The sequence below is a fragment of the Arthrobacter sp. H41 genome, assembly GCF_000520535.1.
Classification (GTDB): Bacteria; Actinomycetota; Actinomycetes; order Actinomycetales; family Micrococcaceae; genus Arthrobacter_D.
This window is the reverse complement of record NZ_KI914761.1, coordinates 6,055-31,600: the sequence shown is the minus strand read 5'-3', so window position 1 is coordinate 31,600 and position 25,546 is coordinate 6,055. Positions and strand designations below refer to the sequence as shown.

The following is a 25,546-nucleotide window of genomic DNA, read 5'->3' as shown; positions in this document are numbered from 1 at the left end:
CCGTACGGCTCGCTGGACCCGATGTACAACATCTACCGGACCATCGAGGAACCGCTGCGGGTCCACGGGGTCGGCAACGCCAAGAGCCGGGAGAAGAAGGTGCGCGCACTCCTCGAGCAGGTGGCGCTGCCCTCGAGCATGATGCAGCGCTTCCCGAACGAGCTCTCCGGCGGCCAGCGCCAGCGCGTGGCTATTGCGCGGGCGCTCGCCCTCGACCCCGAGGTGGTGATCTGCGACGAGGCCGTGTCGGCACTCGACGTGCTGGTGCAGGCCCAGATCCTCAACCTGCTGGCCGACCTGCAGTCGGAGCTCGGCCTGAGCTACCTCTTCATCACCCACGACCTCGCGGTGGTCCGGCAGATCGCCGATTCCGTGTGCGTCATGGAGAAGGGCAGGCTCGTGGAGCAGGGCACCACCGACGAGGTGTTCGACAACCCGCGCACCGCGTATACCCAGGCATTGCTCGAGGCGATTCCCGGGTCCGGACTGGTTCTTCCCCCGAGAGTCGCCTGAAGGTTTCAGTCAAGGCTGCGGAGCTTCGCCGCGGTAGAAAACGACAACCGCACCGGAAACATCCGATGCGGTTGTCGTTTTTCGGTGCGCAAGCCGTTGCGCCGCCGTCGTCGGCGTCCGAGGGTGCATTAGGTCAGTTTTTGCGTAGCGCTTAGACTGGTACCGGGTGTGCATTGTAGCCGCCGTCATTTCCCCGCAGAAGATACTGAATTGAGTCCTTACGCATGTCTGAAACCACAGGCAACACCGCTGTCCGCAGCGATCTCCGCAATGTAGCCATCGTGGCTCACGTTGACCACGGAAAAACCACGCTGGTCGACGCCATGCTCAAGCAGACCAACTCATTCGCTGCCCACGGCGACGTGGCGGACCGGGTCATGGACTCCGGTGACCTCGAGCGCGAAAAGGGCATCACCATCCTCGCCAAGAACACCACGGTGTTCTACGACGGCCCTTCCGCCAAGGGTGAGACCATCACGATCAACGTGATCGACACCCCCGGCCACGCCGACTTCGGCGGCGAGGTGGAGCGCGGGCTCTCCATGGTCGACGGCGTCGTCCTCCTCGTGGATGCCTCCGAGGGACCGCTTCCGCAGACCCGGTTCGTGCTGCGCAAGGCACTTGCCGCCAAGCTTCCCGTCATCCTCCTGGTCAACAAGACCGACCGCCCCGACTCACGCATCGAAGAGGTTGTCAGCGAGTCGATGGACCTGCTCCTCGGGTTGGCCTCCGACCTCGCGGACGAGGTGCCGGATCTGGACCTCGACTCGATCCTCAACGTCCCGGTGGTCTACGCTGCTGCCCGTGCAGGAGCCGCGTCGCTCGAGCAGCCCGCCGATGGGACCATCCCCTCGAACGACAACCTGGAGCCGCTGTTCCAGACCATCATCGAGCACATCCCCGCTCCCCGTTACAACCCCAACGGTGTCCTCCAGGCACACGTGACCAACCTCGACGCGTCGCCGTTCCTCGGCCGCCTCGCGCTGCTCCGCATCTTCAACGGAACGCTCCGCAAGGGCCAGACCGTTGCCTGGGCACGCCAGAATGGTGAACTGAAGACGGTGAAGATCACCGAACTCCTTGCCACCAAGGCACTGGACCGTGTTCCCACCGACTCCGCAGGCCCGGGCGAGATCGTCGCCGTCGCCGGTATCGAGGGCATCACCATCGGTGAGACCCTGACCGACGTCGACAACCCCCAGCCGCTTCCACTGATCACCGTCGATGATCCCGCCATCTCGGTGACGATCGGTATCAACACCTCGCCCTTGGCCGGCCGGGTCAAGGGCGCCAAGGTGACGGCACGCCAGGTGAAGGACCGCCTGGACAAGGAGCTCGTCGGCAACGTCTCCCTGCGCGTCCTGCCGACGGCGCGTCCCGACGCCTGGGAGGTCCAGGGCCGCGGCGAGCTCGCCCTCGCCATCCTGGTCGAGCAGATGCGCCGTGAAGGGTTCGAGCTCACCGTCGGCAAGCCCCAGGTGGTCACCAAGACCGTCGACGGCAAGATCCATGAGCCCATGGAGCACATGACCATCGACGTCCCCGAGGAGTACCTCGGCGGAGTCACCCAGCTCATGGCCGCACGCAAGGGCCGCATGACCAACATGGCCAACCACGGAACCGGCTGGGTACGCATGGAATTCATCGTTCCCGCACGCGGCCTCATCGGTTTCCGCACCCGGTTCCTCACCGACACACGCGGTGCGGGAATCGCAGCCTCCATCTCCGAGGGCTACGAGCCGTGGGCAGGCGACATCGAGTACCGCACCAACGGCTCCATGATCGCCGACCGCTCCGGTGTGGTCACCCCGTTCGCGATGATCAACCTGCAGGAACGCGGCTCGTTCTTCGTCCAGGCGACCTCCGAGGTGTACGAGGGCATGATCGTCGGGGAGAACTCACGTGCCGATGACATGGACGTGAACATCACGAAGGAGAAGAAGCTCACCAACATGCGTGCGGCGTCCTCCGACACCTTCGAGAACCTCACGCCTCCCCGGAACCTGACGCTCGAGGAATCCCTCGAGTTCGCGCGGGAAGACGAGTGTGTCGAGGTGACACCGGAGTCCATCCGGATCCGCAAGGTGATCCTTGACGCCAATGAGCGCATGCGCGCTTCACGTTCACGCGCGCGGGCCTGAACACCGCAATGCAACTGAACGACGCCGGTCCCCCAGTCTCAGTGGAGGGCCGGCGTCGGCCGTTGACGCGGGAAGCGTCCAGCCCGCGCAGTCCGTCGCGGCGCTCCCGAAGGCCGTCCCTGGGACGTCCCCGGGTGTCGCAGGCGGTGTCGCGATGGGAAGGGATGGGGGCGGCAGTGTTCGGCGGCCTGATGTCGGCGCTCCTCGGCACAGCACTGCACGGGCATATCGGCTACGTCGGCGATGCCGCGCTGCCGGTCGGCGCCGCAGCGGCGCTGCTCCTGGCCGGGGCGGTTTCGGTATGGTGCGGGCTTTGGGCCCGGAACATCGTCGCCGCCGCTCTGTGCGGAGGAACCGCCTACGTCGTCGTGGCGGCCCTCTCCAGCTCGTCGGAAACCCTGATCCTCACCGGAACGAGCGGGGGCCCGGCGCTTCCGATTGCGGTCGCGGGAAACCTCTGGCTTTTCGGGCTCGCGCTGGTGAGCGTTCTCGGTGTGGCGCTGTGCGCCGTCGTGCTCCGGAGGTCCGCGTCAGCGGCCGGGACGAGGGATTAGTCCGCGCTCCGGTCCAGGTGGTGCGCCAGCAGAATCGACGTCGCAGTGCCGTCCTCATCGGCACCGCCCGACGCGTACTCCTCGAAGATCTCGCGCACGCGGCCCATCATTTTTGTCCTGTTCTCCTCGTTGAGCCGGACCCCGAGCCGCCAGACATCGATCTCGGACGGTCGGAGGCCCTCGATCTCCTGGAGGAATGTCTCGACCAGCACGGGTGCCGCGTTCGGCATGCTGGTGCGCCAGGACAAACCCGTGGCGCGGTAGGGGATCTCCTTCGCACCGCGGTTGCCCGTCCGTGGCTCCTCAGCACGCAGGTAGCCGGTCGAAAGCAGGGTGCGCACATGGTGGAGCGCCGTCGCGGGGTTCAGTTCCAGTGCCTCGGCGATTTCCTTGTTGGTCCTGCCCTTGTGAAGGCACAAGCGGAGGATCCGGAGCCGGAGGGGGGAGCTGAGTGCCCTTCCCCGCGCCTGGAACTCGTCGTCGTTTTCCATGCCTGAATCATACGCGAAAAGGCCCGACCGATTGATATTAGCCAATCGGTAAGCCGATGGGAGACCCGTCAACGCCGGGGGCGGCGCGGCGGGGGAGGCGGCACGGTTTTCGCCGCGGTGACTGCCGACAGGCGGACCACGTCGTCCCCCCGCCGGGTACGAACAGTGCATGCGTGATCGTCGACGGCAAGAAGGTCTCCGAGGGAATCAGTGAATCCCTCGTCGAGGCGATGCCGCACCACCACCCGGGTGCCGGGGGGCAGGGAGCGGAGCAGTGCCACGGCCGGTTCCATACCGGCAATGCTAGCGGTCGGCCGGATCCTCGATGGGGGCTTGCGGCGCACGGGGATGCGGTTCGTCGGTCCGGTTGCGTTAAGCTGGGGAAAGGACCAAGGTGCTCACCCCAGCACACCAGTTTCGAGGAAAGGCGTGGCACGTGACCTACGTAATCGCGCAGCCCTGCGTGGATGTCAAGGACAAGGCCTGCATTGAGGAATGCCCCGTCGACTGCATCTACGAGGGCGAGCGATCGCTATACATCCACCCGGACGAGTGCGTCGACTGCGGCGCGTGCGAGCCCGTCTGCCCGGTGGAAGCCATCTACTACGAGGACGACACCCCGGACCAGTGGGCGGAGTACTACAAGGCGAACGTCGAGTTCTTCGACGACCTCGGATCGCCCGGCGGCGCGGCCAAGCTCGGGAACACGGGCAAGGACCACCCGATCATCGCCGTGCTTCCTCCCCAGAACCAGCCCGCGTGACAGCGGAACCGGCGCAGCCCCCCGAGACACGCAGCTTCGGCCTCCGCCTGCCCGACTACCCCTGGGACGCGATGCGGCCCTACGTCGAGAAGGCCGCGCAGCACCTGGACGGAGCGGTGAACCTCTCGATCGGCACGCCGGTCGACCCGACGCCGGGCGTCGTTCGTGAGGCGCTCTCAGCGGCGTCGGACGCTCCCGGCTATCCAACGACCCACGGGACCCAGGCTTTGCGGGAAGCGATCAGTGCCTGGTTCGCGCGCCGTCGAGGTGTTCCGGGGCTCGATCCCGAAGACATCCTCCCCACTGTCGGCTCGAAGGAGCTCGTCGCCTGGCTGCCGACCCTCCTCGGGCTGGGGGAGGGGGACGTCGTCGTCCGTCCCCGTGTGGCATATCCCACCTACGACGTCGGCGCCCTGCTCGCCGGGGCCACCCCCGTCGCCGCTGATTCCCTGGCGGAACTCGCACCGGACGTGCGGCAGAGGGTCCGCCTGGTGTGGCTCAACAGCCCGTCGAATCCCACGGGTGAGGTGCTCGATGCCGGGGCGATGAAGGCTGTCGTCGATGAGGCACGCAGCCTCGGGGCCGTGGTGGGCTCGGACGAATGCTATGCCGAGCTGGGCTGGGGGAGCTGGGATCCGGAGCGCGGCGGGGTTGCAGTGCCGAGCGTGCTCGATCCGCGCGTCGCCGGCAGCAGTACCGACCTCCTGCTGGCCATCTACTCCCTGAGCAAGCAGTCGAATGTCGCCGGTTACCGGGCTGCCTTCGTGGCCGGCGACGGGGCGATCCTCGCGAATCTCGTGAACTCGCGGAAGCACGCCGGCATGATCGTGCCGTTTCCCGTTCAGGAGGCCATGCGGGTAGCGCTCGGCGATGACGGGCACGTCCAGCGGCAGAAGGACCTGTACCGGAGCCGACGCGAACGGTTGATGCCCGCGCTCCGATCCTTCGGCATGACCATCCACGGCTCCGATGCGGGCCTGTATCTGTGGGCTTCAGACGGCAGTGCGACCTGGGACACCGTCGACAGGTTCGCCGGGAAGGGCATCGTGGTGGGGCCGGGCACCTTCTACGGGGACGCGGGCAACGGTTTCGTGCGGGTGGCGCTCACCGGCACTGACGAGCGTATCGACGCCGCCGTCGCGAGGCTCGCCAGGTGAGCAGCAGCGCTGCCGCTGCCGCGATGGCACGACGACCCGGGTCCGATTAGTGATCGGAGCGCTGCTACCGGTAGCGTTTCAGGTGAATATGCCAACCTGCGGATGCAGTCGGGCAAGCGTTGCGAGAATTTCACTCCAGCTCCTGAAGGAGAGTCGATGACTGAGCAGAACAGTGCCTCGCTGCACTACAACGGTGGCGAACTGAACCTCCCGACAGTGCCGGCAGTCGAAGGCAACAACGGCTACGACGTTTCGAAACTGCTGAAGCAGACGGGGAACGTCACTTTCGACCCCGGCTTCATGAACACCGCGGCGACGACGTCGGCCATCACCTACATCGACGGCGACGCCGGGATCCTGCGCTACCGCGGTTACCCCATCGAGCAGCTGGCGCAGAACTCGAGCTTCCTCGAGGTCTCCTACCTGCTGATCTACGGGAACCTGCCCACTCCCGAGGAGCTTTCGGCGTTCGACGGCCGGATCCGGCGCCACACGCTGCTGCACGAGGAACTCAAGGGCTTCTTCGGCGGCTTTCCGCGCGACGCCCACCCCATGCCGGTGTTGTCCTCGGCGGTCTCGGCGCTCTCCACGTTCTACCAGGACTCGCTTGACCCGTTCGACGACGAGCAGGTGGAGCTCTCCACGTTCCGCCTGATGGCGAAGCTTCCGGTCATCGCGGCGTACGCGCACAAGAAGTCCATCGGCCAGCCGATGCTCTACCCGGACAACTCGATGAATCTGGTGGAGAACTTCCTGCGCCTCTCCTTCGGATTGCCGGCCGAGCCCTACGACCTCGACCCGATGATGGTCAAGGCACTCGACCTGCTGTTGATTCTCCACGCGGACCACGAGCAGAACTGCTCGACGTCGACCGTCCGCCTCGTGGGAAGCTCGAACGCCAACATGTTCGCCTCGGTCTCCGCGGGCATCAACGCGCTCTTCGGCCCGCTCCACGGCGGTGCGAACGAGGCGGTGCTCAACATGCTGCGGGACATCAAGGCCAAGGGCATGCAGCCCGAGGACTTCATGGAGAAGGTCAAGAACAAGGAAGACGGTGTGAAGCTCATGGGCTTCGGACACCGCGTCTACAAGAACTACGACCCTCGGGCGAAGATCGTCAAGGCCACCGCGCACGACATCCTGAGTAAGCTCGGCGGGAATGACGAGCTGCTGGATATCGCCATGCGGATCGAAGAGAAGGCGCTTGCCGACGACTACTTCATCGAGCGCAAGCTGTACCCGAACGTGGACTTCTACACCGGCCTCATCTATAAGGCGATGGGCTTCCCGGAGAAGATGTTCACGGTGCTCTTCGCGATCGGGCGCCTCCCGGGGTGGATTGCCCAGTGGCGCGAGATGATGCAGGATCCGCAGACGAAGATCGGGCGCCCCCGCCAGCTCTACACGGGAGAGCCGGAGCGCAACTACCCCGCGCGCTGATCAGCGACGCGGGGACGTCCTAGGCCCCTGCCATGGTTCACGGGGAAAAACTCCCGGGCACTGAGCCGCGTCCAGTGATAGGTTTCGGGTATGGCTTCTACATTGGTGCGCCCCCGGAACGGCAAGCTCATCGGTGGCGTCTGCGCCGCCCTCGCTACCCGCTTCGGCATTTCGAAAACACTCGTTCGCCTCGGATTCGTGATCTTCGGCCTGGTCGGGATCGGAGAACTGGTCTACATCGTCCTGTGGATCACCATTCCGAAGGCCTGACCGAAGAGTGCGGTGGAGCGACTGACGCACCAAAAAACGACGGGCGCACTGGTTTCAACGAGCACGCCCGTCGTTTGCGGGCGTGCAAGGCCCCCGCCCGGCTAGGCGCCCGAAGCGTACCCCTGAGGATTGTCCTTCTGCCAGCGCCAGTGGTCCTCGCACATCTCGTCCAGCGTGCGGGTGGCCGACCATCCGAGGTCTGCGAGCGCTGATGACGGATCCGCGTAGCTGACCGCTGCATCGCCCGGGCGGCGCGGCGCGAACTCATAGGGGACGTCGTGACCGGCCGCGGCCGAGAACGCGGCGAGGACCTCGAGTACCGACGAGCCGTCTCCGGTTCCCAGGTTCCAGCGGTGCACGCCGCCGTGCCGGGCGAGGTACTCGAGCGCGGCGAGGTGGCCCGCGGCGAGATCCACCACATGGATATAGTCGCGGATGCCGGTCCCGTCGGGTGTGGGGTAGTCGTTCCCGAAGACCATCACCTTCTCGCGGCGGCCCACGGCGACCTGCGCGACGAACGGCAGGAGGTTGTTCGGCGTTCCTGTGGGGTCCTCGCCGATCCTGCCCGAGGGGTGCGCTCCCACGGGATTGAAGTATCTCAACAGGGCGACGTTCCAACGTGGGTCGGCAGCTCCCACATCCGAAAGGATGTCCTCGATCTGTTCCTTGGTGCGGCCGTACGGATTGACGGCGTCCAGGGGCATCTTCTCGATGAGGGGCACTTCCTCGGAAGCGCCGTACACGGTGGCGGAGGAGCTGAAGACCATCGTCCGGACCTCGTGGGCGTCCATCACCCGCAGCAGGCTGATCGTGCCGCCCACATTGTTGTGGTAGTAGTACAGCGGTTTGTCGACCGACTCGCCGACGGCCTTCAACCCCGCGAAGTGGATCACGGCGTCCACCTGCTCCTGCTCGAAGACCGCGCTCATCCCCTTTTCGTCGAGAAGGTCGACCTGGTGGAAGGCCAGGCGGCGGCCCGCGAGTTCCTGGACACGATCCAGTGACGTCTTCGTGGAATTCGTGAGGTTGTCGACCACGACGACGTCGTGCCCGGCTTCCAGCAGTGCCAGCGAGGTGTGTGAGCCGATGTACCCGCTGCCGCCGGTAACGAGAATTTTCATGCTTCCCAGTCTAGTTGTCATCCATGGCTGAACCCGACGGCAGCCGAGGCCGACGGCGCCGCTGCGACCGAGATGGTGAGCCCGGTCCCGGTCTCCGCCGGCAGCCATTCGCCCTGGCCACGCGTCCACTGCAGATCGGAAAAGGCCACCGAGTCGATGGAGAGTGCGTCGGCGTTGGCAACCGCCCAGTGCGCCTCGGCCCAGCCCTGTGCACCTCCCACCTCACGGGTGAGTGAACTCCCGTCAACGGTCCCATTCGGCCCGAACAAGCTGCCGAGCTCGGTTGCCACGGCTTCCGCGCTTCCCGCCTGCTCCGCGTCCCGCAGCACGCAGGTAAGGGATGCCGCGGACTCACCGGTCAGGGCGGAGGCGAAGGCCCGGCCCTCCGCCTCATGATCCGCGTAGGCGTCAGGGAAAGCACTGCGCTGCACGGTCTGTGCCGCCTCGGTGATGGGAAGACTCTTATAGTCCGGAACCCGCACCAGGGCGTCATAGAACGCGTTGGTGGCATACACCGGGTCCAGAATCTGTTCCTCGGTGCCCCAGCCCTGCGACGGCCGCTGCTGGAACAGGCCGCGGGAGTCAGGGCCGGCGTCGTCCCCGTAGGCGATATTCTCGAGCCCGGACTCCTGGATGGCCGTAGCGATCGCGATGGACGCCGCCCGGGCGGGTAGGCCGCGGGCCACTGCCACTCCAGCGATCAGCGCGGCGTTTCGCGCCTGCGACGGCCGGAGGTCGTAGCTGTCTGCCCCGACGGTCGCCGAGCACCGCTCGCGGACCAGCACCTGGGTGTCATTCACCCGGGTGACCGCAAGGTAGACGGCACCCGCCACCAGGCTGAGGAGTACCACCAGCACGACGGCGGCGCGCATCCGGCGTCGTCGTCGCACGGCGGCACCACCGGAACGGTAGGGAGCTGCCACGCGCTACTGGTTCGCGTGCAGTGCGGGGTTGAGCGCAATGCCGTTGCCCCGGCGCGGGCGGGCTTCGACCACTCCGGTGGAGGAGTTCCGCAGGTAGAGCACGCCTGATTCGCCGGAGAACTCGGACGCCTTGACCACGGTGCCGTCCTGCAGGGTGAGCTTCGTCCCTGCAGTGATGTAGAGCCCGGCCTCCACTACGCAGTCATCGCCGAGGGAGATCCCCACCCCGGCCTCGGCGCCGAGGAGGCACCGTTCACCGATGGTGATCGTCTCCTTCCCACCGCCCGAAAGAGTGCCCATGATCGAGGCGCCTCCACCGATGTCGGACCCGTCGCCCACCACGACGCCTGCCGAGATCCGGCCCTCCACCATGGAGTGGCCGAGGGTTCCGGCATTGAAGTTCACGAAGCCCTCATGCATCACGGTGGTTCCTTCGGCGAGATGGGCGCCGAGCCGGACGCGGTCGGCGTCGGCGATCCGCACACCGGCCGGCAGCACGTAGTCCACCATCCGCGGGAATTTGTCCACCGCGAGAACGGTGACCGGACCGCGGGCACGGAGCGCCAGACGCACCTCATCGAAGGCCTTGACTGCACACGGTCCGTGGTTCGTCCACACCACGTTGGCCAGCAGCCCGAATACGCCGTCGAGGTTGATGCTGTTGGGCGCCGCGAGTCGGGAGGACAGCAGGTGGAGCCGGAGATAGGCATCGGCGGCATCGACCGGCGCGGCGTCGAGGTCCGACGTCGTCTCCACGACCGTGTGCGTGGTCCGCCTCAGTGGATCCGGGCCTGCAGCAGCTAGACGTTCCAGGTTTCCGCGCAGTCCGGCATCGGCCGACGCATCCGCTGTGCCGAGGCGGGGAGCGGGATACCAGACGTCGAGGACGTTGCCGTCGTCGTCGAGGGTGGCGAGGCCCAGGCCGCTGGCCGTTCTCGGACTTCGGGCAGTGCGGGAGGAAGTGGATGCGATCTGGGTCATGGCCACCAGTCTACCGAGGGATAATGTTGGACCATGACTGAGCTGCCCCCCCCTGCCCTCGACCTCACCTCGGATGTGGCGCTGCTGACCGCCCGGCTGATCGACCTCGAGAGCGTATCCGGCAATGAGCGTGCCCTCGCAGACAGCGTGGAGGCCGCGCTGCTGGCGCTGGACCACCTCGAGGTCGTCCGGAATGGGGACTCGGTGATGGCGCGCACCACCCTCGGACGGAATGAGCGGGTCATCCTCGCCGGGCATCTGGACACTGTTCCCCTTCCCTCGGCACCGGGCGCGAGGGGGACCGTCCCCGCTGCCTGGGACGGCGGTGTGCTGTACGGACGGGGGGCCACCGATATGAAGGGCGGGGTGGCAGTGCAGCTCGCCCTCGCTGCTGCCCTGACCGACCCCGCAAGGGACATCACCTTCATCTTCTACGACCACGAGGAGGTCGAAGCGTCGCTGAGCGGCCTCGGCCGGCTGGCGGAGGCCTACCCCTCCTGGCTGGAGGCGGACTTCGCCGTCCTGCTTGAACCGACCGACGGCACCGTCGAGGGCGGATGCAACGGCACCGCGCGCTTCTCTGTCACCACCGCGGGCCGGGCCGCGCATTCCGCGCGGGCGTGGATGGGTGAGAACGCCATCCACGCGGCGGCCGAGGTGCTCGTGCGGCTCCGCGATCACTCCCCGGCCACGGTGACGGTGGACGGACTGGACTACCGCGAGAGCCTCAACGCCGTGAAGATCGCCGGCGGGACCGCGGGAAACGTGATCCCCGACGCCACGGTCATCGAGGTCAATTACCGCTTTGCGCCGGACAAGACGCCCGACCAGGCCGAGCAGTACGTTCGGGAGCTTCTCGAAGGGTTCGACGTCGAGCGCACCGACGCCGCTGCCGGCGCCCGCCCGGGGCTGCAGCACCCGGCGGCCGCCGACTTCGTCGCCGCAGTGGGCGCCGAGCCTAAGCCCAAGTACGGCTGGACCGATGTGGCGAGGTTCAGCGCCCTGGGTATTCCGGCCGTCAACTTCGGGCCAGGTGATGCCCTCCTGGCGCACACCGATGACGAACACGTGCACGCCGAGGCGATCCGGGAGTGCCTGCGCGCCCTTCGGACGTGGCTTTCCTCCCGATGAGGCCCTAGCTCAGGTACTCGCCGCGTCCATCGCGACGACGCCGTCCTGCTTCGTAGTTTTCGCTTTGCCCTTGGTCCGGAAGGTCAGCAGCGTGGAAAGCCGCGAGGCAACCGAGGAGAGGGCGAAGTTGATGACGATGAAGATCAGCGCGGAGATGAGCAGTGCCTGAAGGAGGTTGCCTTCCCCGACCCCGAGCCGCCGGGCGTTCTGCAGCAGCTCCGAGTAGCCGATGATGTAGCCCAGCGCCGAGTCCTTCAAAATGACGACGAACTGGCTGACCAGTGCGGGGAGCATCGCGATCAGGGCCTGTGGGACCTCGATGCTCCGCAGCGACTGGAGCGGCGTCATGCCGATCGCCATGCCCGCTTCGCGCTGGCCCTTGGGGAGGCCCTGCACGCCCGAGCGGATGAGTTCGGCGATGACGGATCCGTTGTAGAGCGTCAACGCCACGACGACGGCGACGAACGCCGGGTCGTCGATGGCGTCGACCCGGCCGAAGCCGAGCCAGAGGAAGATCATCATGAGCAGCACGGGAATCGCCCGCAGGAATTCGACGATGACGCCAGCCACCGCCCGGAGCGGCAGGAAGTGCGACAACCGGCTCATACCGAAGATCAAGCCGAAGAGGATCGAGGTCACCACCGCGATGGCTGCGGCCTTGAGCGTATTCAGCAGCCCGGGGAGGATGAAGAACTCCCAGGTACGGCCTTCGAGGAACGGTGTCCATTTCTCTGCGGCCAGTTGGCCCTTCCCGCCCAGGAGAAAGACCACGTAGGCCACGAGGGCCACGATCAGGGCGACCCCGAGGATGTTGCCGAGGAGGATGTTGCGCCGGGCCTTGGGCCCGGGAGCGTCGAAGAGGACCTGCTGCACGCTCATCGAGCCACCGCCAATTTCCTGGAAGCCCAGGTGGTAAGAAGGCCGACGGGGATCACGATGATCACGAATCCGAGGGCGAAGGTGAGGAAGATCGGGATGACGAGGTCTCCACGGAATTCGATCATCGTCTTCATCAGGCTTGACGCTTCGATGGCGACCGAGCCGGCTGCGGCCACCGTGGAGTTCTTGATGAGGGCGATGAGGACGTTGCCCAGCGGGGCGATGGCTCCCCGGAACGCCTGGGGCAGGATGATGAGCCGGGCTGCCGGCAGGAAACTCAGGCCGATGGCACGCGCCGCTTCCGCCTGGCCTAGCGGCACGGTATTCACACCACTCCGGATCGCCTCGCAGACGAATGCGGCGTGGTAGAGCGAAAGGCCGAGGATGGCGAGCCGGAAGAAATTGAGGTTGAAGTCATCGGTGAGGGAGACCTGGAGCTGGCCGAACAGGCCGAGAACCCCGAAGGCGATGATGATGGTGAGCGGCGTATTGCGGAAGATGTTCACATACGCTGCACCGACGAACTGCAGGCTGGCGATGGGGGAGATCCGGAACAGGGCCAGGAGGGTGCCGAGCAGCGTCGCCCAGATGGCTGCCCAGAAGGTCAGTTGGATGTTGGCCCAGAAAGCAGCGGGCACGTCGTAGGTTTCGAACAGCGTGAGATAGTTCTCCACGGTCCACCTCTTCTCGAGTTTTGAACATGCGTCGGTGGGGTGGCCCCGGAAGGACCACCCCACCGACAGAGGTAGGTGTTACGCGCAGTCGTCCGGCGTCGGTGGGTTCAGCTCGTCGTTGTACGTGTAGTCAGCGCCCTCGGTGTTTGCTGTGATCGCTTCCTCCCACGCGCCTTCCTCGATCATCTTGGTGATCGCTTCGTTGATGGCCTCGCAGGTGGTGTTGTCCTGGGGGAGGCCCACGCCGTACTTCTCCTCGGAGAACGGTGCACCGACCACCTTGAACTGTCCTGCATTGGATTCCTGCGCGGCAAGCCCGGCGAGGATGATGTCATCGGTGGTGGCGGCATCGATTCCGCCGCCGGCCATCAGGCTCACGCACTCCGCGTAGCCGGGCTGCTCCACGAGGTTGACGCCGGGGTAGTTGTCCTTGATCTTCTGCGCCGAGGTGGAGCCGGTGACGGAGCAGAGGTTCTTGCCCTCGAGGTCTTCCGGGCCGCTGATGGAATCGTCATCGGCGCGGACCAGGAGGTCCTGGCCGGCAACGAAGTAGGGGCCCGCGAAAGCAACGGTTTCCTTGCGTGCGTCGGTGATGGAGTAGGTCGCGAAGATCATGTCCACCTGGCCGTTGCTCAGCAGGTTCTCACGGTTGGCCGAGGGTGCCTCGACGAACTCGATCTGGTCCTCGGCGTAGCCGAGTTCGTTGGCCACGTACTTGGCGACGTCGACGTCGAAGCCCGAGTAGGAGCCTCCCTCGTCGAAGCCGAGGCCTGGCTGGTCGAACTTGATGCCGATGCGGACGGTCTCCCCGGCGGCTTCGGTTTCGCCGCCGCCGGTTGTTTCGCCTCCGCTGTCGCCTCCGCCACAGGCGGACAGGGTGAGTGCTGCCGCAGCAGCGATGGCTGCCGCAGCGTAACGGGTCTTGCGCATTGATTTCTCCTTGCGTTGTGGCCCTGAAGGCCTGGACGGATGTTGAAAGTTTCTGGTCCTGCGGGGTGAATCAGTGGGCGAGGATTTTTCCCAGGAAATCCTTCGCCCGGTCGCTCTGGGGATTCGTGAAGAACTCCTCCGGCGTAGCCTGCTCGACGATCTGTCCGTCGGCCATGAAGATCACCCGGTCGGCGGCTTTCCGGGCGAACCCCATCTCGTGGGTGACCACGATCATCGTCATCCCTTCCTTCGCAAGCGACACCATGGCGTCGAGGACCTCGTTGATCATCTCAGGGTCGAGCGCCGACGTCGGTTCGTCGAACAGCATGACCTTCGGCTGCATGGCGAGGGCCCTGGCGATGGCGACGCGCTGCTGCTGGCCGCCCGAAAGCTGGGCGGGCAGCTTCTGTGCCTGGTTGTCGACGCCCACCCGTTTCAGGAGGGACAGCGCCAGGTCCTTGGCCTCGCCGCTCTTCATGCCCTTGACCTTCACCGGTCCGAGGGTCACGTTCTCAAGAATCGACTTGTGCGCGAACAGGTTGAAGGACTGGAACACCATGCCGACGTCGGCCCGCAGTTTTGCCAGAGCCTTGCCCTCGGCGGGGAGCGCCTTGCCGTCGACCCGGATTTCGCCGTCGTCGATCGTTTCGAGCCGATTGATCGCGCGGCACAGCGTTGATTTTCCTGAGCCTGAAGGCCCGATCACCACAACCACTTCTCCGCGGGCCACCTCGAGGTTGATGTCCTGCAGGACGTGGAGGTCACCGAAGTGCTTGTTCACGTGCTTCAGCGAGACCAGCGGTTCCCCTGAAGGCACGGATGTAGACGGTTGCGCTTCACTTGTCATGGATAGAATCTAGCGAACTATCGCCCTTTGGCAATCCACCCGCGCCCAAAGCGGGTAATCGTGATTCAAGAGCAATCAAGCCGGGGACCGAATCGGAATCGCATAGCCTTGGGAGATGCCTCACATTCATAGCTCGAACGACGACCAGAACGCAGGCCCGACCGGCCGGGCCGACGAGCCCCGACGGCGCGGGCAGGTCGAGTTGCGGCGGAGCCAGGCGTCGGTTCCCCAGTCGGACAGTTACCTGCTCGACGCCGATGACTCGGCGCCCTTCACCAAGACCGATCCGTGGCGGGTGCTCCGCATCCAGAGCGAATTCGTCGAGGGATTCGGAACCCTCTCCGAGCTGGGACCCGCAATCAGCGTTTTCGGTTCGGCCCGCACCTCACGGGACTCGCCGTTCTACGCCATCGGAGAGGAAGTGGGGCGGCGGCTCGTGGGGGCCGGTTATGCGGTCATCACCGGGGGAGGCCCGGGCGCCATGGAGGCCGCCAACAAGGGGGCATGCCAGGCCGGCGGAATGTCGGTGGGCCTCGGAATCGAGTTGCCGTTCGAACAGGGAATGAACGAGTGGGTCGATCTCGGCATCAATTTCCGGTACTTCTTCGCGAGGAAGACCATGTTCGTGAAGTACGCGCGGGGGTTCGTGGTGCTGCCCGGCGGATTCGGAACGCTGGATGAACTGTTCGAGGCCATGACACTCGTGCAGACCAAGAAGGTCACCTCCTTCCCGATCGTCCTGGTCGGGGTGGCCTACTGGACGCCGCTGCTCGACTGGGTCCGGAACACGCTCCTGGTGGAAGGGACGGTGTCGCAGGCCGACATCGACCTAGTCCACCTCGTCGACAGCGCGGAGGATGCAGTGCGCTTCGTGGTTGCGGACACGGGAGGGGCAGCAGCGCGGTGAGCCGGCACTCTGGCACGATTACCCAGTGACCCTCTTCCTTGTCTTCGTGGCCGTGGCACTGCTGGGATCGACCGCCGTACTGGCCTCCGGTTACCAACCGTTCTCCCGGTGGACCGGACGGTCCGACGCCGTCGACGGGGACAGCGGTGCGCGGCTCCCGGAAATGGGGCTGGTGGAACCGGTGGCGTCGCTGCCTCCTGTCCTCCTGCCTGCCCGGCCGACGTCCGCCGACGTCGACCGTGTGGTGTTCAGCCTCGGACTGCGCGGCTACCGGATGGACCAGGTGGACCAGGTCCTTGACCGGCTGGCGGCCGCCCTCGCGGAGCGCGATGCCGTCATCGAGCAGTTGAGAACGGGTGTCGGCGAACCCGAGGATTCCCGTCCGTGAGCGGAGCCGTGCGCGGGTCGGACGGACGTCGAAAGTGCGCGTGGGCCGTAGCGAGTAGTGACTATGAGCTCTACCATGACCTCGAGTGGGGCCGGACGGTGGTGGGGGAGTCCGCACTGTTCGAGCGGCTCAGCCTTGAGGCCTTCCAGTCCGGACTGAGCTGGATCACCATCCTGCGTAAGCGGGAGTCCTTTCGAACGGCGTTCGCCGGGTTCGATCCCGCGGTGGTGGCGCAGTTCGGGAACGACGACGTCGCGAGGCTTCTGGCCGACGCCGGGATCGTCCGGAACCGTGCCAAGATCGTCGCCACGATCGCGAATGCGCGGGCATTGCTGGAGCTGCCCGACGGCGTCACCCTCGCCGGCATCCTCGCTGCCCACCGGAAGGGTGACGATTCCGCACCGGCCAGCATGGCTGCCGTGCCGGCAATCACGCCCGAGAGCACCGCGCTGGCCAGGGAACTCCGTGCGCGCGGCTTCCGATTCGTGGGGCCCACCACGGCCTACGCCATGATGCAGGCCACCGGATTCGTGAACGATCATGTGGCGGATTGCTGGGTGCGGACTGACGAACTGCAGGATCCGGGCCGGTGACGTCCGTGAGCGGCAGCCGGTCGATCAGCCGCCTCAGGCCGGTCCGCTGGCACTGGGCGGTCCAGGTGCTGTCCATCTTCGCCCTGGCCCGCGCGATCTCTCTGGGAATCCTGGTCTGGGCGGCGGGAGCGCAGGGCCCGAGCCCGTGGGGAGGGGCCGCCCCCGGCTATGGCGCCTTCATCAATTACTGGGACAGCGGGTGGTACCAGCAGGTTTTCGACAACGGCTACCCGGAGGTGCTTCCCCGGAACGCGGACGGGGTGGTGGTGCCCAACCAGTGGGCCTTCTATCCGCTCTTCCCCGGGCTGGTGCGGCTGATCGACCAGATCACGGGGATCGGATGGGGAGCGGCAGCGCCGTTCGTCGCCGTCGCCTCGGGGTTCGCGGCCGCGCTCGTGGTCTACCGGCTCTTTCGGCTTCGGACCCGCCACCGGGACGCGCTCTGGGGTGTGGGGCTTGTCGCGGTCCTGCCGGTCTCGCCGATCCTCCAGATCCCCTACGCCGAGTCCCTTCATCTTCTCCTGCTCGCGTCGTCGCTCTATCTCGTCGCAAGAAGGCGCTACCTCACCGCGGTACCAGTGGTGCTGACCATGTGCTTCGCCCGTCCGGCGGGAGTTCCCTTTGCCGTCCTTCTCGCAGGGATGCTCGTCTCCGAGCTCATGCGGGAACACGGGAGTGGGCCGGGGCGGCTCTGGGATGCGGCGCGCAAACCGGACACCATCCGGCTGGCGGTACTGACTGCGAGTACTGGGATCGGCGCGCTCGCCTGGCCCATTGCCGCATGGCTGTCCACCGGTCAATTCTCGGCGTACGTCGAAACCGAGACGGCGTGGCGCGAGGACGAGCTCTCGCCCTTTACGCCCTGGCTGGCCGTGGCGTCGTCTTATTTCGGGCCGGTGCTGGGAGCCGGGGCGGTGGCCGTACTGGCCGTTGGATGCGTGCTCCTGCTGCGGACCGCTGCCGTCCGGCGACTGGGCACTGCGATGCAGTTCTGGTGTGCGGCCTACCTGCTCTACCTTGCCGCTTTCTGGAATCCGCAGACCAGCACCTTCCGCATTCTGCTTCCGTTGTTTCCCCTGGCGCTTTCCGCAGTCCTCATCTCCCGGAACCCACGGTACCGATGGGCTCTGGCCGCCGTCTCGGTGCTCCTGCAGGTGGTGTGGGTCGCGTGGCTGTGGACCTGGTCGCCGAGCACCCCTGAGGGGGACTACCCGCCCTAGGCTCAGCCCCGCCCGGCAATGGATGGCTGTGCCGCAAGGCCACCTGGCGCCTGACCCGGCGGCGCTTTCGGTGTGACCCACGCCCCACGGGAATTAGTCCGGCGGCAGATTGTGCTGAATAATGTTTCCTGATGACGCGCACCGCGGAGACGGACAGTTCTTCTCCGTGTCAGGTGCACCGCTTACCGTCGCGTTGCCGGATACCGGACACGCATTGTTGAAAGGGACACTCCTTATGGCTGCCATGAAACCGCGAACCGGCGATGGGCCGATGGAAGTCACCAAAGAGGGCCGCAGCCTGATCATGCGGGTTCCGATCGACGGCGGAGGCCGGCTTGTGGTGGAACTGAATGCCGAAGAGGCAGGAAAACTGAAGGACTGTCTCCTGACCGTGACGGGCTGACCGGACGGATTGCCCGGCCGGTCGCGCCGTGACCCGGGCGGCCGGTCAGGACCGTCGTTTCACTGCGAGGAGCAGGCCCGTTCCGGTCGGCAGCACCGTCGAAAGCAGTTGATCGTTGTCCCGTACTGCCCGTCCCACCTGACGGAGGACGTTTGTCGAGGACTCACGGACTGCGGGGTCGGAAACACGGTCCTCGTCGAGTGCGTCGTTGACGATCAGCATCCCGCCCGGCTTGAGCAGACGGACAGCCTGGTCTACGTAGAGGGGAAGTCCGGGCTTGTCGGCGTCGATGAAGACAAGGTCATACGCGGCGTCGGTCAACCGGGGGAGAACGTCCGCGGCGTGCCCGGAGATCGTGCGGGTGCGGTTGCTCGGCACACCAGCCTCCGCGTAGGCCTCGCGGGCTGTGCGGAGGTGGTCGACGTCGGAATCGATCGTGGTGAGCACCGACTGCGGCCCCAGCCCCCGGAGGAGACACACGCCGGAGACTCCTGCTCCTGCACCGACCTCAACGGCCGTCTGCGCCTTCGAGCCCGCGGCGAGGACGGTCAGGGCAGCGCCGACGCCCTGCGAAACCGGGGTGACTCCCAGTTCGTGGGACCTGTCCCGGGCCCGGAGGAGTACTTCATCCTCAGCCGGCAGGCCTTCGGTGTAGGACCAGCTGCTTAGTTTGTCGGCGGCCATGGCGTCCATTCTGTCGATGTCCTGGTGGAAATGCTGGCAAGATCTGATATGTCGGGCACAAGCCCGCTGATAAGACTACTGGGTGGGCGGGTGCCCCGAATTTTTCCAGCTACCTCACAGCTTCCTGCGAAACAATTTTGCTTCGGGACATCCGTGTCGAAGGCGGCCACGAATCCTTGATAACCACAAGTTGTTGGTCGCAGGCGGTTCGACGGCCATGGCAGCCCAGGAATCCTGGCGAGAGGGGAAGATGATGTCTACCGTGAACACGGCAGCAACGACGGTCCCGGCACCCGATCCGGAAATGCCCGGCAGCGGCGAGGAGACCCCGTGGGTGGCGCCATCGTGGGAAGAAGTGGTGGTCGATTATTCACCGAAGGTGTACCGGCTCGCGTACCGGCTGACGGGCAACAAGTACGACGCCGAGGACCTCACGCAGGAAGTCTTCGTCCGTGTCTTCCGGTCACTGGCGAACTTCAGGCCCGGCACGCTGGACGGCTGGCTGCACCGCATCACCACGAACCTCTTCCTGGACCAGGCGCGCAGGAAGACCCGCATCCGCTTCGACGGCCTTACCGACGAAGCCGAGAGCCGCCTTCCCAGTAAACATCCCGGCCCCGAGCGGAGCTTCGAGTTCAACAACCTGGACATCGATGTCCAATCAGCGTTGGAAGAGCTTCCCCCGGATTTCAGGGCCGCCGTTGTCCTGTGTGATCTTGAGGGTCTCGCCTATGACGAGGTGGCGCGGGTGCTGGACGTCAAACTCGGCACGGTGAGGTCGCGGATCCACCGCGGCAGGACCATGCTGCGGGAAAAGCTCGCCCACCGGGATCCACGGAAGCCCAGCAGCAACGGACCGGCCCTCTCGATGCCGCGAGTGGCAGGTGTGGGCTAGGCCGCGATGCGTCATCCCAGGAGATTCCTGCAGGACTTTGCTGACGAGGAACTCGAACCGCGAAAGCGGGCCGCTGTCGCCGAACACCTGCTGCGCTGCTCCCACTGTGCGGCGTCGATCGACGACCACCGACGGCTTCGTTTCGTTCTTGCCCGAACTGATGTCCCGGAGCCCCCCGAGGACCTATCCGGCCGCATTCTCGGCAGGATGAGCGGTTCCTCCAGCGTGCCATCAGCCGCCGGGGCGCCGGCCACGGGGCTACGCATCGGGACGCAGAGGGCACTACCCTCGGCCCGCCGGATTCCATTGATGGCAGTCGGCGGAGCTGCGGCCGCTGCCGCTGCGATCCTCGCGGGTGCCTACGTGGTGGGGGCCGAGGATGGCTCGACGCCTGTGGCGGGGGCAGATGCGGCGAGCGCCCTCCGAGCCGGCTGGGAGTCCGTTGCGCCGGAGACTCCCGCTGTCCTTGACGCCGGAGAGCTGGATCGGCTCAGGGAGGACGGCTGGTACTGCCCCGAACTTGAAGCAATGGGATTCGCGCTGAGGAGTGCTGAGGGAATTACGGTGGGTGGGCGCCCCACGCTGGAACTCGTGTTGGACAACGGCACTGACACCATCACTGTCTATGAACAACGCCGCCTGAACTCTGCACGGGATGCGGGTACGCCGCCGGTCAACGCGGTGACCGGCAATTCGGTGACCGTGGACGGTTTCGAGCACATCGGTGGAACCGAGCGGGACATGTGGGTCCGTCCGGGGGAGCCATGGCAAGTGGTGCTGCATTCACCGTCCGTGACCTACACGGTTGTCTCGAGCATGGCCGCAGCGGCGATGCCGCAGGCTCTGAATCAGCTGGTGGCAACGGAGCATGCACAGTTGGCGCCTCCGCCCCAAGGCCCTGACAACTCGATGATGACTCGAATCCTCCGGGGATTGGGCGTTCTGGCGGACCCGGGTCGAGCGCAGTAGGAAATCGCGGGGGCGTCCTGGCTCCCCCGGGAAATGGCCGGGCGCCTGGGTGAAAGGTAGGCTGTTCCCGTGGTGGGAATCAACGGTATCGAGTTCGTAGTCCTGGCGATCCTCGCGGTTTTCATCCTGGGGCCCGAGCGCCTTCCGGAGTACGCGTCCCAGCTCGCCCGGCTGGTGAAGGGACTCCGCCGGATGGCCTCCGGCGCGCGGGAACAGCTCCGCGAGGAAGTAGGACCGGAGCTTGATGAAGTGGACTGGCGGAAGCTGGATCCGCGCCAGTATGACCCCCGACGAATCATCAAGGAGGCGCTTCTCGACGACGTGGAGGATGTCTTCAAGCCGGTGAGCGACGGAGCTCCGACCACCGGGACGCCCACCCCCCGGCCCGGCGCGGCCCATGCCCTTTCGTTGTCCCCGGCAGCTGCCGTGTCCGCACGGCTCGCCGCGGGGCAGCCGGCTCCCTACGACGTCGAGGCGACCTAGCGCAACTCGGCCTGAGTACTACCTGGAAATTGCCCGTGCGTGCCTCACCACGATAGCGGGACCGGGGCGTTACACAGTTTCGGGCACACACCGGATGCATTCGTGCCAGCGCGGTTGCACGCCCCCCGTACCGGACCGCATCCCCGTGTTACGACCGATTCCAGATCGGGGTGTCCTTCGTGACCGCTTTCCTGATCGCTACCGGAACCAACGCGGATTCCGAAAAGCGTTTCCAGGGCCGCGACGTATTCGTCCTGGCGTCCCGCAACCGCCAGTTGTCTGGCGCGGACGGTCGGGACATGGAGCAGCTGCCGGACAATCCTTCGCAGCGCGGCATTCACTTCCTCCGTCGAGGCCGAACAGCCCTGCTTCTGCGTAACTCGATCCATCTCGGTGTCGAGAACCTGGTGGATGTGCTGGCGCAGGGCGACGATGGCGGTGTCGACGATGCGGGTCCGTTCTTGTTCCGCGAAACGCTGCGCTGCCCGCCGCACGAGGGTTTGGGCGTGGTGCAGTGTGTCTGCGTCCGCTTTCGGAGCGGCGCGGCGGACCGACTCCAGGGTGATGAGGTCGATGCCGGGCAGTTCCGCGACGGAGGAGTCGAAATCACGGCTGGGCACGAGATCGATGACGGTGAGGGGTCGGTGCTCTTTCGGGTCGACCGGCATGAGTTCTGATGCGCTGATGCGGGCCCCCGTGCCGCTGCAGCCGATGAGGAGGTCCGCCCGGGCGGCAGCCGCCGGCAGGTCGTCCGGAGCAAGTGCGGTTCCTTGCCTGGCAGCGACGAACGCCTGCGCCCGGCCCGACCGCGAGAAAACCAGGACCTCCGAACATCCCCTGCTCCTGAGGATGTCCAGGACGCACCCGGCGTAGGCCCCCGTGCCGAAGAGAATGACTGATCGGCCCGCTACGGACGGAAAGTCCCAGCCACTGGTGGCCAGATCGAGAGCTACATCGGCTATCGACCTGCCGGTAGCGCTGAGCGTCGTGCACGTTCCCACTTCCTTCGCAGCACGGGAGGCGCCCTCGAACAGGCGGATCAGGCGCCCGCCGGCCGTCCCCGCACGTTGTGCATCTGAGAGAGCCCGGCGGACCTGCCCCGCGATCTCCCGCTCACCCGCGACGATCGATTGAAGGCCCGTTGCTGCGGTGAAGAGGTGCTCCGCCACCGATGGCCCGTCGATAAGCTCGAAGAGTGTGGTCAGCTGGATCCGAGATAGACCGGAACAGTGGCTGACCGCTTCCCTGACGGCGGCGCAGGCAGCGTCGATGTCCTGGGCAGGTCCGGTTTCACAGTAGATCTCGAAGCGGTTGCACGTGGACAGGACCACCGATCCTGTTACAGCGGAACTGCTCGCGGTGAGATGCCGGCCTATCTTCGAGGAAATGTTGGAGAGCCGGGCCGCGGATTCGAGGTCCAGCTCCCGGTATTTCGCGACGAGCACCAGAAGCACCGGGCCCTCTTCGGACTGGTAGGTGTCGGGTTCCGCCGAACGCAGCATTTGAGACAACTTAGGTTCCCCCCAGTGGGCCTGGCGTCAATGTCCGGACGCAACGGCTGCGTCTACGGACAAGAGTTCTACAGGCACCTTTGGGAATCCTTGAGCCGGGTCATGCTGCAGGTACTGGTTCGGAACCCCGAACGACAGGTTGCTCCGGAATCGAGGTGCTACCGCAGCGAGACAGGCAGCTTCTTGCCGTCCAGGCCCCGCGGCCGCCGGGCGAGCGAGCGCGCGATGGAGCGCAGCTCCTCAGCGGCAGGGGATTGGGAGTCGCTGAGGACAAGGGGGAGTCCGGTGTCGCCCCCCTTGCGCAGCGCAACGTCCATCGGAACGCTTCCCAGGAGGGGGATGGAAGCGCCCAGGGTGTGCGTCAGGCGCTCGGCCAGCGTCCGGCCACCGCCCGCACCGAACAACTCGAGCCGTTCGCCGTCGGGCAGTTCCAGCCATGACATGTTCTCGACAACGCCTGCCACCCGCTGGCCCGTCTGCGCCGCCATGGCCCCGGCGCGTTCGGCGACGTCGGCGGCTGCGCTCTGCGGAGTGGTCACCACCAGCAGTTCGGAACGAGGAAGGAGCTGGGCCACGGAAATCGCGATATCCCCGGTGCCGGGCGGGAGATCGAGGAACAGCGCGTCAAGATCGCCGAAGTACACGTCCGTCAGGAACTGCTCGAGGGCACGGTGAAGCATCGGGCCCCGCCAGGCGACGGGTTGATTGGTCTTGACGAACATCCCGATCGAAATGACTTTCACGCCGTGGGCGACGGGAGGAAGGATCATCTCGTCCACCCGCGTTGGAGCCTGGGTGATGCCCATCAGGGCGGGTACCGAAAAGCCGTACACGTCGGCGTCGACAATGCCCACGCGCAGTCCCTCGGCTGCCATGGCGGTCGCCAGGTTGACCGTGACACTCGATTTGCCGACACCACCCTTGCCGCTGGCGACCGCATACACGCGCGTGAGCGAATCTTCCGCGTTGAAGGGGTTGCTGCGCTGCCCTGCAGAGCCGCGCAGCAGTTCCTTCAGCGCGTCCCGCTGCTCCTGGTTCATGACGCCGAGCTGCACCTGCACGGCACTCACGCCGTCGAGCGCGCCGACCGCACGCTCGACGTCGGCGGTGATGGTCTCCCGCAGGGGACATCCCTGGATGGTGAGGAGCACGCGGACCTGGACGACGCCGCCGGGTTCGACGGTGATGGCGTCCACCATCCCCAGCTCGGTGATGGGTCGTCGAAGCTCGGGGTCGATCACCGAGGCCAGCGCGGCGGAGACGGATTGCTCAGCGATCACTGAGGAGAGTTCCTTCCGCCCTGCTGTGTCCGGGACTGGGAAGCAGGGGTATCCGTTGTCTTTTTTCGAGGCTTTTTCGCCAGGGTCGGTTCCGGGTTGTCGGACGCCTCGAGGAGCTCCTCGAGGAGTGAACGAAGTTCGGACCGCACGTAGTCGCGCGTGGCGACCTCGCGGAGGGCAATGCGAAGGTCGGCGATTTCACGGGTCAGGTACTCGGTGTCGGAGAGGTTCCGTTCGGCCCGTTGGCGATCCTCCCGCGTGGAGACGCGATCACGGTCGTCCTGCCGGTTCTGCGCGAGCAGCAGCAGGGGAGCAGCATAGGAGGCCTGCAGGGACAGCATGAGGGTCAGTGCGGTGAATCCAAGCGCCGCACTATCGAACCGCAGGCTGTCCGGAGCGATGGTGTTCCACGTCAGCCAGACCACGACGAAGACCGTCATGTAGAAGAGGAACTGCGGGGTACCCATGAAACGGGCGATGTTCTCCGTGCCGCTGCCGAAGCGGTCCGGGTTCGGTCGCAGGCGCGGGAGGATGCGGTTGCGCGCCTCACGCGGCGTATCGAGTCCACTTGAATTCGACCTGATCTTCTCAACCACGGCGGTCACCTCGCTTCAGTCCCCGTGTGTCGTCCTGTGCCCGCCAGTCGTCCGGGAGCAGGTGGTCAAGGACGTCGTCGACAGTGACCGCCCCCACCAGGCGGCCCTCGGTGTTCACGACCGGCAGCGAGTTCAGGTTGTAGGTGGCGAGGATTCGGGACACCTCGCTCACGTTCGCCTGGTCGCCCACTGCCTCGAGATCCGTATCGATGATATTTCCCAGGGGCTCGGGAGGAGGATATCTCAGCAGCTGCTGAATGTGGACTACGCCCAGGTACTTCCCCGTGGGGGTCTCAAGTGGTGGGCGGCAGACGAAGATCGACGAGGCAAGGGCTGGTGTCAGCTCCTCCCGCCGGACATGCGCCAACGCTTCGGCAACGGTCGCCTCGGGGGGAAGGATGACGGGAACCGTTGTCATCAGTGAGCCGGCGGTATCCTCCTCATACTCGAGCAGGCGGCGGACGTCCTCGGCGTCGTCGGGCTCCATCAGCTGCAGGAGCTCCTCCTTTTGTTCCTCGGGCAATTCGTTGAGGAGGTCGGCGGCGTCATCGGGGTCCATTTCCTCGAGGACATCAGCCGCACGCTCCCGCGAGAGGGAGGAGAGGATCTGGACCTGGTCGTCGTCGGGCAGTTCCTGCAGCACGTCAGCCAGGCGGTCATCCTGCAGTTCCCCGGCCACCTCGATGCGGCGTTTGTCATTCATCTCGTGGAGGGCGTCGGCGAAATCGGCTGCTTTGAGGTCCTCATGCTGCGCCACGAACTGGCTGGCGCCCTGCGGCTCATCCATCTCACCGTGGAGGGC

Annotated in this window: 30 protein-coding genes and 1 pseudogene; 17 read left to right on the top strand and 14 right to left on the bottom strand. The window is 65.9% G+C overall.

From position 1 onward, the window contains the following. The 3 genes from Y705_RS22620 to Y705_RS0102675 form a co-directional block, all read left to right on the top strand. A partial coding sequence (locus Y705_RS22620) for an ATP-binding cassette domain-containing protein (protein WP_155849874.1) occupies window positions 1–513 on the top strand: 513 nt, incomplete at its 5' end. A 224-nt stretch (window positions 514–737) separates the two neighbouring features. Next, on the top strand, window positions 738–2,654 hold the full coding sequence (typA, locus tag Y705_RS0102680) for a translational GTPase TypA (RefSeq protein WP_026531741.1): 1,917 nt from the start codon (window positions 738–740) through the stop codon (window positions 2,652–2,654). 164 nt (window positions 2,655–2,818) lie between these two features. Beyond that, complete coding sequence (locus Y705_RS0102675) at window positions 2,819–3,208, top strand: hypothetical protein (protein WP_026531740.1); 390 nt, start codon at window positions 2,819–2,821, stop codon at window positions 3,206–3,208. On the opposite strand, the gene Y705_RS0102670 is transcribed toward Y705_RS0102675, so the two are convergent. Then, entirely contained in the window at window positions 3,205–3,699 is a 495-nt protein-coding gene (locus Y705_RS0102670) for a helix-turn-helix domain-containing protein (protein ID WP_026531739.1), read from the bottom strand. The two genes, Y705_RS0102675 and Y705_RS0102670, sit on opposite strands and share 4 nt — an antisense overlap. 68 nt (window positions 3,700–3,767) lie before the next feature. Beyond that, the gene (locus Y705_RS0102665; protein ID WP_026531738.1) at window positions 3,768–3,980 is read right to left on the bottom strand and encodes a putative acetyltransferase; all 213 of its coding nucleotides are present in this window, start codon (window positions 3,978–3,980) and stop codon (window positions 3,768–3,770) included. 155 nt (window positions 3,981–4,135) lie between these two features. Between Y705_RS0102665 and fdxA the strand changes: the two genes are divergently transcribed. From fdxA to Y705_RS0102645, 4 genes are all read left to right on the top strand, one after another. Next, window positions 4,136–4,462 carry a ferredoxin gene (gene fdxA, locus Y705_RS22615; protein WP_026531737.1) on the top strand — a complete coding sequence of 109 codons (327 nt, stop codon included), beginning with the start codon at window positions 4,136–4,138 and terminating at the stop codon, window positions 4,460–4,462. Then, window positions 4,459–5,619, top strand: a complete 1,161-nt coding sequence (gene dapC, locus Y705_RS0102655; RefSeq protein WP_275450793.1) for a succinyldiaminopimelate transaminase — start codon at window positions 4,459–4,461, stop codon at window positions 5,617–5,619. Before fdxA ends, dapC begins: the two co-directional genes overlap by 4 nt. A 156-nt stretch (window positions 5,620–5,775) precedes the next feature. Next, window positions 5,776–7,059: a citrate synthase gene (locus tag Y705_RS0102650; protein WP_049822172.1), complete on the top strand. Its 1,284-nt coding sequence runs from the start codon at window positions 5,776–5,778 to the stop codon at window positions 7,057–7,059. 90 nt (window positions 7,060–7,149) lie between these two features. Beyond that, window positions 7,150–7,329 carry a PspC domain-containing protein gene (locus Y705_RS0102645; RefSeq protein ID WP_026531734.1) on the top strand — a complete coding sequence of 60 codons (180 nt, stop codon included), beginning with the start codon at window positions 7,150–7,152 and terminating at the stop codon, window positions 7,327–7,329. 101 nt (window positions 7,330–7,430) lie between these two features. Here the strand turns inward: Y705_RS0102645 and galE are convergent, their stop codons facing one another. From galE to dapD, 3 genes are read right to left on the bottom strand one after another with little or no spacing between them, the layout of a single operon-like run. After that, window positions 7,431–8,450, bottom strand: a complete 1,020-nt coding sequence (galE, locus tag Y705_RS0102640) for a UDP-glucose 4-epimerase GalE (protein ID WP_026531733.1) — start codon at window positions 8,448–8,450, stop codon at window positions 7,431–7,433. Between the two features lie 17 nt (window positions 8,451–8,467). After that, complete coding sequence (locus Y705_RS16835) at window positions 8,468–9,322, bottom strand: hypothetical protein (protein ID WP_049822171.1); 855 nt, start codon at window positions 9,320–9,322, stop codon at window positions 8,468–8,470. Window positions 9,323–9,376: 54 nt separating this feature from the next. After that, window positions 9,377–10,354, bottom strand: coding sequence for a 2,3,4,5-tetrahydropyridine-2,6-dicarboxylate N-succinyltransferase (gene dapD, locus Y705_RS0102630; protein WP_049822175.1), 978 nt, complete (start codon window positions 10,352–10,354; stop codon window positions 9,377–9,379). A 33-nt stretch (window positions 10,355–10,387) separates the two neighbouring features. Here dapD and dapE point away from each other — a divergent pair, with 33 nt between their 5' ends. Then, a complete protein-coding gene (gene dapE, locus Y705_RS0102625) occupies window positions 10,388–11,485 on the top strand; it encodes a succinyl-diaminopimelate desuccinylase (RefSeq protein WP_026531731.1) in 1,098 nt (365 codons plus the stop codon). Between the two features lie 9 nt (window positions 11,486–11,494). Here dapE and Y705_RS16830 read toward each other — a convergent pair whose 3' ends face one another. The 4 genes from Y705_RS16830 to Y705_RS0102605 form a co-directional block, all read right to left on the bottom strand. Beyond that, window positions 11,495–12,364, bottom strand: coding sequence for an amino acid ABC transporter permease (locus Y705_RS16830; RefSeq protein ID WP_049822170.1), 870 nt, complete (start codon window positions 12,362–12,364; stop codon window positions 11,495–11,497). After that, complete coding sequence (locus Y705_RS0102615; RefSeq protein WP_026531730.1) at window positions 12,361–13,038, bottom strand: amino acid ABC transporter permease; 678 nt, start codon at window positions 13,036–13,038, stop codon at window positions 12,361–12,363. Before Y705_RS0102615 ends, Y705_RS16830 begins: the two co-directional genes overlap by 4 nt. A 78-nt stretch (window positions 13,039–13,116) precedes the next feature. Continuing rightward, entirely contained in the window at window positions 13,117–13,968 is an 852-nt protein-coding gene (locus Y705_RS0102610; RefSeq protein WP_026531729.1) for a glutamate ABC transporter substrate-binding protein, read from the bottom strand. 70 nt (window positions 13,969–14,038) lie between these two features. Further along, entirely contained in the window at window positions 14,039–14,815 is a 777-nt protein-coding gene (locus Y705_RS0102605) for an amino acid ABC transporter ATP-binding protein (protein WP_049822169.1), read from the bottom strand. Between the two features lie 115 nt (window positions 14,816–14,930). Between Y705_RS0102605 and Y705_RS0102600 the strand changes: the two genes are divergently transcribed. The 5 genes from Y705_RS0102600 (at window position 14,931) to Y705_RS20940 (ending at window position 18,326) form a co-directional block, all read left to right on the top strand. After that, window positions 14,931–15,722 carry an LOG family protein gene (locus Y705_RS0102600; RefSeq protein ID WP_026531727.1) on the top strand — a complete coding sequence of 264 codons (792 nt, stop codon included), beginning with the start codon at window positions 14,931–14,933 and terminating at the stop codon, window positions 15,720–15,722. A gap of 25 nt (window positions 15,723–15,747) precedes the next feature. After that, complete coding sequence (locus Y705_RS0102595) at window positions 15,748–16,110, top strand: DivIVA domain-containing protein (protein WP_026531726.1); 363 nt, start codon at window positions 15,748–15,750, stop codon at window positions 16,108–16,110. Beyond that, on the top strand, window positions 16,107–16,703 hold the full coding sequence (locus tag Y705_RS0102590; RefSeq protein WP_026531725.1) for a DNA-3-methyladenine glycosylase I: 597 nt from the start codon (window positions 16,107–16,109) through the stop codon (window positions 16,701–16,703). Before Y705_RS0102595 ends, Y705_RS0102590 begins: the two co-directional genes overlap by 4 nt. Beyond that, window positions 16,700–17,923 carry a hypothetical protein gene (locus Y705_RS0102585; protein ID WP_253908454.1) on the top strand — a complete coding sequence of 408 codons (1,224 nt, stop codon included), beginning with the start codon at window positions 16,700–16,702 and terminating at the stop codon, window positions 17,921–17,923. Before Y705_RS0102590 ends, Y705_RS0102585 begins: the two co-directional genes overlap by 4 nt. Before the next feature lie 235 nt (window positions 17,924–18,158). Continuing rightward, window positions 18,159–18,326, top strand: coding sequence for a DUF3117 domain-containing protein (locus Y705_RS20940; protein ID WP_081737717.1), 168 nt, complete (start codon window positions 18,159–18,161; stop codon window positions 18,324–18,326). 45 nt (window positions 18,327–18,371) lie between these two features. On the opposite strand, the gene Y705_RS0102575 is transcribed toward Y705_RS20940, so the two are convergent. Further along, window positions 18,372–19,010 carry an O-methyltransferase gene (locus Y705_RS0102575; RefSeq protein ID WP_026531723.1) on the bottom strand — a complete coding sequence of 213 codons (639 nt, stop codon included), beginning with the start codon at window positions 19,008–19,010 and terminating at the stop codon, window positions 18,372–18,374. Between the two features lie 304 nt (window positions 19,011–19,314). Between Y705_RS0102575 and sigE the strand changes: the two genes are divergently transcribed. From sigE to Y705_RS0102560, 4 genes and pseudogenes are all read left to right on the top strand, one after another. Continuing rightward, window positions 19,315–19,905, top strand: coding sequence for an RNA polymerase sigma factor SigE (gene sigE / locus Y705_RS0102570; RefSeq protein WP_026531722.1), 591 nt, complete (start codon window positions 19,315–19,317; stop codon window positions 19,903–19,905). Window positions 19,906–19,911: 6 nt separating this feature from the next. Continuing rightward, window positions 19,912–20,004 (top strand): annotated as a pseudogene (locus tag Y705_RS23530) (zf-HC2 domain-containing protein); the annotation flags it as partial. A gap of 210 nt (window positions 20,005–20,214) precedes the next feature. Next, the gene (locus tag Y705_RS0102565; RefSeq protein WP_026531721.1) at window positions 20,215–20,874 is read left to right on the top strand and encodes a hypothetical protein; all 660 of its coding nucleotides are present in this window, start codon (window positions 20,215–20,217) and stop codon (window positions 20,872–20,874) included. 69 nt (window positions 20,875–20,943) lie between these two features. Continuing rightward, a complete protein-coding gene (locus Y705_RS0102560; protein ID WP_026531720.1) occupies window positions 20,944–21,357 on the top strand; it encodes a twin-arginine translocase TatA/TatE family subunit in 414 nt (137 codons plus the stop codon). Between the two features lie 44 nt (window positions 21,358–21,401). On the opposite strand, the gene Y705_RS16825 is transcribed toward Y705_RS0102560, so the two are convergent. The 4 genes from Y705_RS16825 to Y705_RS16820 form a co-directional block, all read right to left on the bottom strand. Then, the gene (locus Y705_RS16825) at window positions 21,402–22,859 is read right to left on the bottom strand and encodes a glutamyl-tRNA reductase (protein ID WP_081737716.1); all 1,458 of its coding nucleotides are present in this window, start codon (window positions 22,857–22,859) and stop codon (window positions 21,402–21,404) included. A gap of 167 nt (window positions 22,860–23,026) precedes the next feature. Further along, the gene (locus tag Y705_RS0102550; protein WP_026531719.1) at window positions 23,027–24,148 is read right to left on the bottom strand and encodes an Mrp/NBP35 family ATP-binding protein; all 1,122 of its coding nucleotides are present in this window, start codon (window positions 24,146–24,148) and stop codon (window positions 23,027–23,029) included. Continuing rightward, window positions 24,145–24,744: a DUF1003 domain-containing protein gene (locus Y705_RS0102545; RefSeq protein WP_026531718.1), complete on the bottom strand. Its 600-nt coding sequence runs from the start codon at window positions 24,742–24,744 to the stop codon at window positions 24,145–24,147. Before Y705_RS0102545 ends, Y705_RS0102550 begins: the two co-directional genes overlap by 4 nt. Then, on the bottom strand, window positions 24,737–25,546 hold an 810-nt coding region (locus Y705_RS16820; protein WP_155849873.1), incomplete at its 5' end, for a magnesium transporter MgtE N-terminal domain-containing protein. The genes Y705_RS16820 and Y705_RS0102545, both read right to left, overlap by 8 nt.

What these genes read in the sequence shown, in the direction of transcription:
- dapE (WP_026531731.1), top strand. Translation starts at nt 10,388, where the DNA reads ATGACTGAGCTGCCCCCCCCTGCCCTCGACCTCACCTCGGATGTGGCG.
- Y705_RS0102610 (WP_026531729.1), bottom strand. Translation starts at nt 13,968, where the DNA reads ATGCGCAAGACCCGTTACGCTGCGGCAGCCATCGCTGCTGCGGCAGCA.
- Y705_RS0102670 (WP_026531739.1), bottom strand. Translation starts at nt 3,699, where the DNA reads ATGGAAAACGACGACGAGTTCCAGGCGCGGGGAAGGGCACTCAGCTCC.
- galE (WP_026531733.1), bottom strand. Translation starts at nt 8,450, where the DNA reads ATGAAAATTCTCGTTACCGGCGGCAGCGGGTACATCGGCTCACACACC.
- Y705_RS0102600 (WP_026531727.1), top strand. Translation starts at nt 14,931, where the DNA reads ATGCCTCACATTCATAGCTCGAACGACGACCAGAACGCAGGCCCGACC.
- Y705_RS16835 (WP_049822171.1), bottom strand. Translation starts at nt 9,322, where the DNA reads ATGCGCGCCGCCGTCGTGCTGGTGGTACTCCTCAGCCTGGTGGCGGGT.
- Y705_RS0102605 (WP_049822169.1), bottom strand. Translation starts at nt 14,815, where the DNA reads ATGACAAGTGAAGCGCAACCGTCTACATCCGTGCCTTCAGGGGAACCG.
- sigE (WP_026531722.1), top strand. Translation starts at nt 19,315, where the DNA reads ATGCCCGGCAGCGGCGAGGAGACCCCGTGGGTGGCGCCATCGTGGGAA.
- Y705_RS0102650 (WP_049822172.1), top strand. Translation starts at nt 5,776, where the DNA reads ATGACTGAGCAGAACAGTGCCTCGCTGCACTACAACGGTGGCGAACTG.
- Y705_RS16830 (WP_049822170.1), bottom strand. Translation starts at nt 12,364, where the DNA reads ATGAGCGTGCAGCAGGTCCTCTTCGACGCTCCCGGGCCCAAGGCCCGG.
- Y705_RS16825 (WP_081737716.1), bottom strand. Translation starts at nt 22,859, where the DNA reads ATGCTGCGTTCGGCGGAACCCGACACCTACCAGTCCGAAGAGGGCCCG.
- Y705_RS0102645 (WP_026531734.1), top strand. Translation starts at nt 7,150, where the DNA reads ATGGCTTCTACATTGGTGCGCCCCCGGAACGGCAAGCTCATCGGTGGC.
- typA (WP_026531741.1), top strand. Translation starts at nt 738, where the DNA reads ATGTCTGAAACCACAGGCAACACCGCTGTCCGCAGCGATCTCCGCAAT.
- Y705_RS0102565 (WP_026531721.1), top strand. Translation starts at nt 20,215, where the DNA reads ATGGCAGTCGGCGGAGCTGCGGCCGCTGCCGCTGCGATCCTCGCGGGT.
- Y705_RS0102575 (WP_026531723.1), bottom strand. Translation starts at nt 19,010, where the DNA reads ATGGCCGCCGACAAACTAAGCAGCTGGTCCTACACCGAAGGCCTGCCG.
- dapD (WP_049822175.1), bottom strand. Translation starts at nt 10,354, where the DNA reads ATGACCCAGATCGCATCCACTTCCTCCCGCACTGCCCGAAGTCCGAGA.
- Y705_RS20940 (WP_081737717.1), top strand. Translation starts at nt 18,159, where the DNA reads ATGGCTGCCATGAAACCGCGAACCGGCGATGGGCCGATGGAAGTCACC.
- Y705_RS0102675 (WP_026531740.1), top strand. Translation starts at nt 2,819, where the DNA reads ATGGGGGCGGCAGTGTTCGGCGGCCTGATGTCGGCGCTCCTCGGCACA.